Source organism: Maribacter sp. (genome assembly GCA_020629415.1).
GTDB lineage: Bacteria > Bacteroidota > Bacteroidia > Flavobacteriales > Flavobacteriaceae > Maribacter > Maribacter huludaoensis.
Map to the genome: position 1 here is coordinate 65,332 of JAHDDL010000012.1, position 11,369 is coordinate 76,700.

Consider the following 11,369-nt stretch of genomic DNA (forward strand, 5'->3'; position numbering starts at 1 on the left):
AAGAAAAGAAATATGAAAACGACAAAAATAATTTTTTCAATGTTTGCGCTCTTCACCGCTGCGGTGATTATAAATGGGTGTAGTGAAAATGATTTGGAACTGGTAAATCCTAATGGGCTGTCTCCAGAGACATTCTTTAAAACAGAGGCCCAAGTGCAATCCGCAGTAAATGCGGTATATTCCAATTTACAGACCAGAGGGCTATACTCTAGACATATGTTCTTCTCACAAGATAACATGTCTCATGAAAATGACGGAAACCCACAATTAGAGGCGGACAAAAGACAGTATTTAGATTTCTCTTTTGACTCTAGCCATGGGCCGATTGCAGATTATTGGGAAAGTTGCTACAGAGGCATCAACAAAGCCAATTTCGTGATAGGTAACGAAGAAGCTATAAATGCCATAGAAGAATCATTATTAAGTAATGCCAGCAAGCAAAAATTTATAGGTGAAGCAAAGTTTTTACGAGCGTTGTTTAATTTCCTGCTGGTTACCAGGTTTGGAGATATGCCATTGATTACGGAAATACCTACTACTACAGAAGGTGTGGCCAAATCTCCCGCAGATGAAGTATATGCATTAATAATCTCTGACTTGCAATCGGCATCTGCAACTTTGCTTGACAAAAGTGAAGAAGCAAACGGTAGAGCAACCAAAGGAGCGGCAATTGCCCTTTTAGGAAAAGTATATTTATTTAGGGGAGAGCACGCATTGGCCCTAGCGGAGTTCAACAAACTCTCCGGGTATGCATTAGAGCCAAACTTCTTTGACAATTTTACGGAAGAGACAGAACATGGTGTGGAGTCTATTTTTGAAATAGAATATGACGACGCTTTGGGTACGAGCGCTCAATGGAATTCTTCTGTTACAGGTGCCGGACCTAACGAAGCTACTTTTAGAGGTCAAGAATATGGCTTTAACGATTGGTTCAACGTTTTTCCTTCAGATGATCTTTTAGATGAATACGAAGAGGGCGACACTAGATATGCGGATACCTTTTATTCTGTAGGCGACACTTTTGGTGGCGGCGTTGTTACAGCAGAAATGCTGACAGCTGGCGACCAAAGACGTGCTGGCTGGAAAAAATACCAGAATTATTACAAAGATGCCAATGAAGATCAAGAATCAGGTATCAATTTCAATTATTTACGTTACGCGGATGTCCTGTTGATGAAAGCCGAGTGTGAAAATGAGGTAGGCACGCAAGATGATGCTATTGACCTAATAAATGAAGTTAGGGAAAGAGCAAGTCTTAACGGTTTACCATACGGTCTTTCCAAAGCCGCGGTTTTTGAAGCTATCGTACATGAAAGAAAAGTTGAATTGGCAGGTGAACAAGTTCGTTTTAATGATATTTTAAGATGGAATCTAGCAACTACAGAATTGGCCGGCACCAACTTTCAAGTTGGCAAGAGTGAACTTTGGCCCATACCGGATAGAGAAATAACCTCCAATGAAAATGTAACTGCAGCAGACCAGAATCCTGGTTATTAAAATTTTATTGTTAAGTTAGTTTAGTTGAATTACTTTAAGCAGCATGTGTGCAGTCATGCTGCTTTTTTCAATAATAAGAATTTGTACTCTATATTTATCTTCAAACAACTATAAAATGAAATTATCAATTGTGCTAAGATCAGTAATCTGTTCAATAGGTTTATTGGCATTCATCAATTGTTCTAAAAAAATGGAACCGGTCGGTAAAAGAATATTTTCAAATTTAAATGCTGAACAGACCGGTATTGATTTCAGTAATGTACTTACTGAAAACGACTCTTTAAATTACTTCACCTATTCTTATTTATACATGGGCGGCGGTGTTGCCACCGGCGATATTAATAATGACGGTCTTCTAGATCTATTTTTTACCGGTAACCAAGTTCCCAACAAATTATACCTTAATAAAGGAAACCTAAAATTTGAGGACATATCTGAAAAAGCAGGGGTTGCAGGAGACAGTCGCTGGTACACAGGTGTTACCATGGCAGATGTAAATGGTGACGGGTTTTTAGATATTTATTGCTCAGTAGGCGGAAAATTCGCTCCAAAAGAAAATCAGCTCTTTATAAATAATACCGATGGCACATTCACTGAAAAAGCTTCAGAATATGGTATTGCCGATACCGGCAATAGCGTACAGGCTACTTTTCTAGACTATGATAAAGATGGCGATATAGATATGTACGTTGCCAACTACCCTCCTACCAACTTTACATCGCCCACATTCTACTATTCCTTTAAAATGAAGAACCCAAAAGCTTCAGAGTCTGATCACTTATATAGAAATGACGGAAACAAATTTACCGATGTTACAGAAGAAGCAGGACTTACAAATTTTGGTTTAACACTAAGCGCCACAGTAGGAGATATCAATAATGACGGGTGGCCGGATTTGTATGTTTCCAATGATTTTAATTCTCCGGATTTCATGTACCTCAACAATCAGAACGGCACGTTCAAAGAGGTCGTTAAGCAAGCTACCGCCCATACCGCATTCTATGGAATGGGTACAGATATAGCCGATATCAACAATGATGGCAACCTGGATATTTTTCAGGTTGATATGGATGCCAGAAGTAACAGAAGAAAAAAAGCCAATATGGCAAGTATGAACCCAAGTTTATTTTGGGGTGTAGTAAATGCCGGTTTTCATTACCAATATATGCATAACTGCATGCAATTGAACTCAGGTATCTATACCGATGGCATTCCTCATTTTTCTAACGTTTCTAGAATAACGGGCACATCATCTACGGATTGGAGCTGGGGACCATTGTTTGCCGATTTTGATAATGACGGCAATAAAGATCTGTTTGTCAGTAACGGCACAAGAAAAGAAATCAATAACAACGATTATTTTAAAAAACTAGAAGATATTAAAATTGAAAAAGACACCCTTTTACAATTAAGCAAAAGTATACCATCAGAAAAGATAGAAAATTTCATTTTCAAGAATAACGGCAATCTAGATTTTGAAATGGCAAATGAAACTTGGGGCATTGATTATAAAGGGTTTTCTAACGGTGTAGTATACGCAGATCTGGACAACGACGGTGACCTAGAAATTATAACGAACAATATTGACGACAAGGCATCATTATTTGAGAACAGGAGCTCTGAAATCAATAATTATATTTCAATCAAGTTTACAGGCAAACCAGGTAACACTTCTGGTCTGGGCAACCGGGTTTCTGTTACTATAGACGGTGTAACACAAACACAAGAACTAACACTATCCAGAGGGTTTCAATCATCTGTTGCCCCAGAATTGCACTTTGGTATAGGTAAGCATAGCAAAGTAGATGAACTAAAGGTAGTTTGGATAGATGGTAGGGTTCAAAAATTAACTGGTATAGATGGTAATCAAAAACTGATTATATCCTCTGAAAACGCAAAAGAAAATGCCATAGCAGACACAAAAACGCTACAGATTTTTGAAACGGATACTACTGCGGTTTTTCCGGAACATAAGCATTTAGAGAACTATTATGACGACTTTGCTACACAGGTACTCCTACCCCATCAAATGTCGGCATTTGGTCCTGCTTTGGCCGTTGGCGATGTAAATGGAGATAATTTAGAAGATTATTTTATTGGAGGTTCCGTTAGTTCAACCGGAAGCATTTTCATACAAGATACAAACGGCTTTGTAAAGGCAAACACTTCCTTTTTAGATGATGATATATTAAGCGAAGATACCGGTGCCTTGCTTTTTGATGCGGACAGTGATGGAGACAACGATCTCTACGTTGTAAGCGGCGGTTATGAGTTTACGGAAAACAGCGAGAGGCTAAAGGATAGATTGTATGTGAACAATGGTTATGGAGAATTCAGTAAGGTCCCCTCTGAAAATATGCCGTCGTTGAACATAAGCGGTTCTAAAGTGTACAATGCCGATTTTGACAAAGATGGCGACGACGACCTGTTGGTGCTCGGCAGACAGGTACCGGGCAGTTACCCTAGCCCTACGGATAGTTACATATTAGAAAATATCAGTACCATAGAGAAAGTAGCCTTTAGGGTCAACGAAAAGTTGCAGCCCAAAGAATTTAATGACTTGGGCATGGCCACGAGTGCGGTCATAACAGATTACGATAATGATGGTTGGCAAGATATCATTGTAGTTGGCGAGTGGATGCCTATTAGGGTTTTTAAAAATAGTGCTACCGGTTTTACAGAAGTCTCAAAGGAGCTTGGGTTAACTGCTGATACTACCGGTTGGTGGTGGAGTATAGAACAGGGAGATTTTGATCAAGATGGTGATATGGACTATGTAGTAGGTAACAATGGGCTCAACTATAAATACAAAGCAACCAAGGATGAAACCTTTGATATTTTTGTAAATGATTTTGATAAGGACAACAAAGAAGATATTGTTTTAAGCTACTATAATGATGGTAAACAATACCCATTAAGAGGTAGAGAATGTTCTTCTCAACAAATACCGGCAATAAAGCGAAAATTTCAGAACTATGAGAGTTTTGCGGAGGCCACGCTAGAAGATGTCTACACTGAAAAGTCCTTAGAATCTTCCTTACACTATCAAGTAAAGTCTTTTGCAAGTGTATACCTAGAAAATAAAGATGGCAAATTCATAGTTCATCAATTACCTATTGAAGCTCAAATTTCTAGCATCAATCAAATATTGGTGAATGATTATGACAAAGACGGATTCCTAGATATTCTTATTGCTGGCAACCTATTTGTATCCGAAGTAGAAACACCAAGAAATGATGCCGGTTATGGACTGCTTTTAAAAGGAGACGGAAAAGGGAATTTTAAAAGTGTAACAGCCAACGAAAGCGGTTTGTTTATACCAGGTGATGTAAAAGCGGTTGCCATTGTCCACAAAAATAAAACGCCTTATCTCATTGCGGCAAAAAACAACGACTATTTACAATTTGTAAGATGGAATTGACGAAAAGGTTATCGTTAATAATTCATATTTATATTAATCACGTGCAATAGCCGAAAAATCTCAAATGAGTTTTAAAATATAGCAACGGCAAACCATCAAAGCCTTCTAATATTACTAGTAAACAGTAATAGAAATAATCGTTTGATGGCAGATTTGAACTATTTTTAAAGATGACACTTTTAAAGTTATAGACCATAAAACTTAAAATCAACGCTAATACAACATGAGTAACAAATTAATTATATGTGTATTTACTTTTTGCATAATAATGGCCGCACACGTGAGCGGACAGAAAAGTAAAGAACCCTATAATTTTGTAACTATAGACGAAGGCATACCAAAGAGCGCGATTACTGAAATAATTCAAGATGAAGACGGTTTAATTTGGATCGCAACCAATGGCGAAGGTCTTTTCAAATACAATGGTACAGATATTAAGGCATACAAACACAATGCCCATGACAACAGCACTATAAATAATTCTATAGTGCACACCGTGTTTATGGATTCTAACCATACTATTTGGGTGGGATCGAACGAAGGACTAAATAAATACAACAAAGAATTGGATATTTTTGAACGTATACCGGTTTCAAAAAATGCACAAAACCAAAAAGATGTTGCCATCTTTGCTATCAGTGAAGATACCTCAGGGGCACTATTCATAGGCACACCTGCACAGGGGCTATACAAATTAAACGTTGCAGATAATTCAATTGAGAAAATAAACGACGCCATTGGCACGAATGGCACCAAGTCAGTAATCAATACCATTGTTCCATTTAAAAATGGCGATATGCTAATTGGCTCCTTGAGCGGTCTATTTAAATATGAAAAAAACAATAACATACTCAACAAGGTAGAAATACGTAATGAAGACAAAACAATTATAAAAGATTACGGTGTACAGTCTATTACTTTTGATGATAATGAAAACATTTATATAGGCACGTTTAAAAAGGGTTTGTTTAGAATAAACAAAGAAAACAGCGCTGACAACATTGTAAACACATTCAACTTTACCAGTAAGAGAATTTTTGAAATTAAAGTTTTAGAGAACAAAAACATTATATGTGCTACAGAAAATGACGGGCTTTTTCTTTTAGATAGCAACGGAAATCAGCTGTACAACTATACGTATGATAAATCTGACCCCAAACGTATTCGCTCTAACTCCATTTGGTCAATTTTTATAGACAAACAGGATAGAATTTGGCTAGGATATTATAACAAGGGTATTAGTGTCTATGATAAATATTACGACAAATTTTTAGATTTAGAAAGTCTACCTTATAATGAAAACTCTTTACAATCCCCTTCTGTTACAGGTATAGCACAAGACAGCGACAACCAACTCTGGATAGGAATGGACGGTGGCGGAATAGATAAATATAATCTAGAGACCAAAGAGATTGTTCATCTATCTGACCGTTATAATGCCAATTCAAAATTAAAAAACTTAGATGTACAGACCCTCTTTTTGGATAAAAACGAGAATTTATGGGCAGGTACATGGAGCTCTGGCATATTCTATTTACCACAGGGGCAAAAAACGTTTCAAAACTTTACTTCAGAATCTACTGACCATAGTCTAACCTCAAATCATATTATTAGTTTTTCCGAAGATTCTAAAGGAATCATTTACATAGGCACCTATTTTGGCGGTCTACATTCTTACGACCCCAACACCAAAGAATTTAAGCATCACTTTAAAGATTACTTTACAAACCTTACAAGAAAAGAAGGCCATATTAGAACTGTACTAGTAGACCATAAAGATCAAATATGGTTTGGCAGGCCTGACGGATTGGCAAAGTCTTATTGGTCTAACAACAATGAACTAGAAATTGAAATTCTGAATAAATTAATTTCTAAAAATTTAGACACTCCAGAAATTATTAGTGTTAGATCTTTATTTGAAGATAGCTCAAGGCATATATGGGTAGGCACGTTTGGTAAGGGACTGTGCCAAATTAACACCAAAAACAATTCAGTTAAGTGGTATAATGTTGATGACGGCCTTTTGTTAGACAATATATCATCTATCATTGAGGACGATAACCACAATATATGGGTAAGCGGAGAAACCGGTTTGGCCATGTTAAATACCAAAACCAAAAAGTTTTTCAATTACAATAAGGAAGATGGCCTACTCGCCAATAACTTTAATTACAACGCGGTAACAAAAGATAAAAATGGGCTCCTTTATTTTGGTAACTATGAGGGCATAGACTATTTCAACCCCAAGAATATTATACGCAACACGTATAGACCTCTTGTATATTTCACCGATCTTAAACTGTTTAACAAATCGGTAATTCCTTTGGCAGAAGGAGCTCCAATCAAAAAAAACATTTCAGAAGTAGAGGAACTTACCTTACAACCAAATCAATTCGTATTTACGCTAGAATTTGCCGCGGTCAACTTTACTAGAGCGAACAACAACCAATATGCGTATTATTTAGAGGGCTTTGAAGATGACTGGAATTTTGTTGGAAATTCAAGATCCGCAACCTACACTAACCTATCTCCCGGAAAATATACCTTTCATGTAAAGGCATCTAACAATGATGGTGTATGGACTACGACCCCGCTATCACTTCCAATAACCGTTCTAGCCCCATGGTGGGCAACAAAATGGGCGATTTTAGGCTACATATTACTTTTCATAGGTATAGTTTATATAACCAATTGGTTTTTAGAAAAACGAAGAGAAGAACGTAGAATAATACAATTAGAGCGTTCTCAAAGACAGCAAGAAGAAATTTTAAACGAGAAGAAAATTCAATTTTTCACCAATATATCGCATGAGTTCAGAACACCGTTGACCCTGATCATGAATCCTATTATGGATATTATGGAAACCAATAATTACAAATTAAACAAAGGGCTAAAAGAAAAACACAGAATCATTTATAGGAATGCGAATCGGCTTAAAAACTTAATTAATGAGCTGATGGATTTTAGAAAACTTCACTTACACAAATTAACCCTTAACACTTCAAAAATAAACCCTTACAAGTTTGTAAAGGAAATTACCGAACATTTTGAAGAAGAGGCATTTGAAAAAAATATTATACTAAGCACCGAAACCGATGATCATACAGAAATGGAATTTTACGGCGATCCAGGTTTACTAGAAAAAGTTATTTTCAATCTACTCTCAAATTCCTTTAAGGCAACACCAGAAAATGGTGTAATTACCCTAGGCGTCTACGTTCATAGTAAAAAGATCATTTTTCCGCTTATTGATGACACAACTACCTATAACGCTTTAGAAATCAGTATTGAAGACACCGGTTCAGGTATTAGTAAAAATGATATAGAACATATTTTTGAAAGATTCTATCAAGCGTCTGACAAAACGCAACAATATTTTGGCAGCACAGGCACCGGTATAGGTTTAGAATTGGTTCAGAGTTTTGTTCAACTACACAAAGGCATTGTAGAAGTTGATAGCGAAATTGGAGAAGGAACTAAATTTACACTGTTTTTCCCTTTAGGAAAAGAACATTTAGAATCATCGGAACTATCAGTGATCCCAACCGGAAAAGAAAATAAAGATATCTCCGAAGAGCAATTAGAAGAAGGTACAAATCATTTTTTTGACCTTGAATCAGAAAATAAAAAAACCATACTAATTGTAGAAGATAATACTGAGCTAAGAACGTATCTTAAGAATAAATTAAGAGCACATTATAAAGTAGTTGAAGCCGAAAACGGAAATACAGGACTGCAATTTGCTTTAAAAGGTATACCTGATTTAATAATTACGGACGTTATTATGCCGGAAATGGACGGGTTTGAATTTTGTAAGCATATCAAGGAAGATTTAAAGACCAGTCACATACCGGTAATAATGCTTACCGCAAAGGCCATGAGCAGTGACAAAATTAGAGGTATAGATTCTGGTGCAGATGCCTACCTCAACAAACCGTTTGAAATGAAACTGTTGAAGTCTTACATTAACAGGCTTATAGAAAGCAGGCAGCAATTCTTAGAAAACAACATTAATGATAAGAATAAAATAACCCTTTTAGAAAACACCTCTAATTTGGATAAAACCTTTATGCAAAAGGTGCTAGACTATGTAAATGAAAATTTAGCGGAACCAAACCTTAACGTAGAACATTTGGCAGATGACATGTCATTGAGCAGAAGCCAACTTTACCGTAAAATTAAAGCCATAACCGGTATGACGGCAAATGAACTGATTAGAAAAATACGCCTTAAAAAAGCCAAACAAATGATAGAAAGTGGCAGCGAATCTATAAGTGAAGTAGGTTTTAAGGTCGGTTTTTCTTCTGCTTCCTATTTTAGCAAATGTTTTAAAAACGAATTCGGCATTCTTCCAACAGAGCTTAAAAGTGCCAAATAAAAAACAGAAATTTTATTTTTAAAAGGTTGTTTTATTTACAATACTTCAAAATACATCTTGCAAATATCCTAAATCCTTATTTTCCTCATCTTCCATCAGGAAAATGCAACAAGATTCTCATGTAATGCATCAAAATTTCTAATGTAAGCTATAGCTAGATTGTACATTTATCATCCTATCAACTAATTACAATCAACAAATAGATTATATGAAAAACTTTAAATCACATTACCCAAAACTAAAACCCAATTTACTTATAGCAATCTCATTGGTATTAATAGTAGCATGTAATGAAAAAAATATAACAGCTAAAAAAAGTGAGACCCTTTCATTGAAAGAGGCTTTTAAGAATGAATTTGTAATAGGTGCCGCCGTAAATGACCAACTTATTTTTGAGGAAGATAGCCTAGGGGCAAAACTTGCAAAAGAAGAGTTCAATACCATTACGCCAGAAAATTCAATGAAATGGATGTATATGGAGCCCCAACAAGGTGTATTTGAATTTGAAACTGCTGACCGTTATATAGATTTCAGCACTAAAAATAACATAGCCTTCATTGGCCATAATCTAGTCTGGCATAGTCAATTGGCAGAATGGGTAGAAAGGATTACATCTAAAGAAGAATTGAATGCCAGTTTAAAAAATCACGTGCAGACCATAGCTGCTAGGTATACAGGTAAAATTCATGGATGGGACGTAGTCAACGAAGCTCTAAACGAAGACGGCACTTTGCGTAATTCATTATTTCTAGAAAAGCTAGGCCCAGATTATTTAGTGAACTCTTTTAAATGGGCAGAAGAAGCCGACCCAAAAGCGGAGCTTTATTACAATGATTATAACATGACCCGTAAAGAAAAAAGAGCCGGAGCAATTGAACTTGTAAAAATGCTACAGAAGAACGGAGCCAGGGTCGATGGCATTGGTATGCAGGCACACTGGGGCTTGACCGACCCAACTTTGGAAGAAATAGAGACCAGTATAATAGCATATGCTGATTTGGGAATTCAAGTGATGATAACAGAGTTTGATATTACCGTATTACCAAACCCATGGGATCTGGAAGGTGCCGAAGTAAGCCAAAATTTTGAAGGAAGCGAAGAAATGAACCCTTACACCAAAAAATTACCGGACTCCGTAAATACACTATTGGCGAAGCGTTATAAAGACATCTTTAGCATATTTAAAAAACACAGCGATAAAATTAGCCGCGTTACTTTTTGGGGTATTAATGACGGTGTATCATGGTTAAACAATTGGCCAATAGAAAACAGAACTAATTACCCTTTATTATTTGATAGGGAATACGATAAAAAACCTGCATACTACGCCGTTCTTGAAGTTGCAACAGATAGTACTCTTTAATTAAAAAGTAAAACACCTCAGGGCAAGCCCATGAGGCATTCAAAGAAAGCAAACTTTTAAATTCCAGGCAAGCCTTGGGGCATAATACCCTTTGGCGGTGCCAATCAAATAATACCATATGAATAACGATTATAAAATATCTCTTAAAGAGAAAATAGGATACTCCTTGGGAGATTTATCGGCAAACTTGGTTTTTCAAACCCTGGTAACCTATTTGGCATATTTTTACACGGATATCTACGGTCTAGAAACCAATGATGCATCATTGATTATATTCAGCGTAGGTATGCTTGCGGCATTTGCGTTTAATCCGATAGTAGGAGCCTTAGCAGATAGAACCAGAAGCAAATGGGGCAAATTTAGACCATGGATCCTATTTACCTCGGTTCCGTTGGGTGTAGTAGCACTATTAGCTTTTAGCACACCAGATTTTAGTTATACGGGTAAAGTGGTCTATGCAGCTGTAACCTACACCCTACTCCTGTTACTTTATGCAGCCAATAATTTGCCCTATGCCGCTTTGAGCGGTGTTATTACGGGCAGTATGAAAGAGCGTAACAGCATTTCTTCTTTTCGATTTGTTGCTGTAATGTTCGCCCAGTTCTTTGTTCAGGTATTTATGCTGCCTATTATTCAATATGCAGGTAATGGCAATAAGGCCGTAGGTATAGAAATTGTCATGACCTATTTGGCGATCATTGGCACGGTAA

Annotated in this window: 5 protein-coding genes; all 5 read left to right on the forward strand. The window is 36.6% G+C overall.

From position 1 onward, the window contains the following. Positions 1 to 12 precede the first annotated feature (12 nt). Positions 13 to 1,497 carry a RagB/SusD family nutrient uptake outer membrane protein gene (locus QZ657_RS07025; protein WP_291965850.1) on the forward strand — a complete coding sequence of 495 codons (1,485 nt, stop codon included), beginning with the start codon at positions 13 to 15 and terminating at the stop codon, positions 1,495 to 1,497. A 115-nt stretch (positions 1,498 to 1,612) separates the two neighbouring features. Continuing rightward, positions 1,613 to 4,918, forward strand: a complete 3,306-nt coding sequence (locus QZ657_RS07030) for an FG-GAP-like repeat-containing protein (protein WP_291965853.1) — start codon at positions 1,613 to 1,615, stop codon at positions 4,916 to 4,918. A 223-nt stretch (positions 4,919 to 5,141) separates the two neighbouring features. Continuing rightward, on the forward strand, positions 5,142 to 9,296 hold the full coding sequence (locus QZ657_RS07035) for a hybrid sensor histidine kinase/response regulator transcription factor (protein ID WP_291965855.1): 4,155 nt from the start codon (positions 5,142 to 5,144) through the stop codon (positions 9,294 to 9,296). 208 nt (positions 9,297 to 9,504) lie between these two features. Next, on the forward strand, positions 9,505 to 10,659 hold the full coding sequence (locus QZ657_RS07040; protein ID WP_291965857.1) for an endo-1,4-beta-xylanase: 1,155 nt from the start codon (positions 9,505 to 9,507) through the stop codon (positions 10,657 to 10,659). Between the two features lie 118 nt (positions 10,660 to 10,777). Beyond that, positions 10,778 to 11,369 (forward strand): MFS transporter (locus QZ657_RS07045; RefSeq protein ID WP_291965859.1); only part of this gene is annotated, 592 nt, incomplete at its 3' end.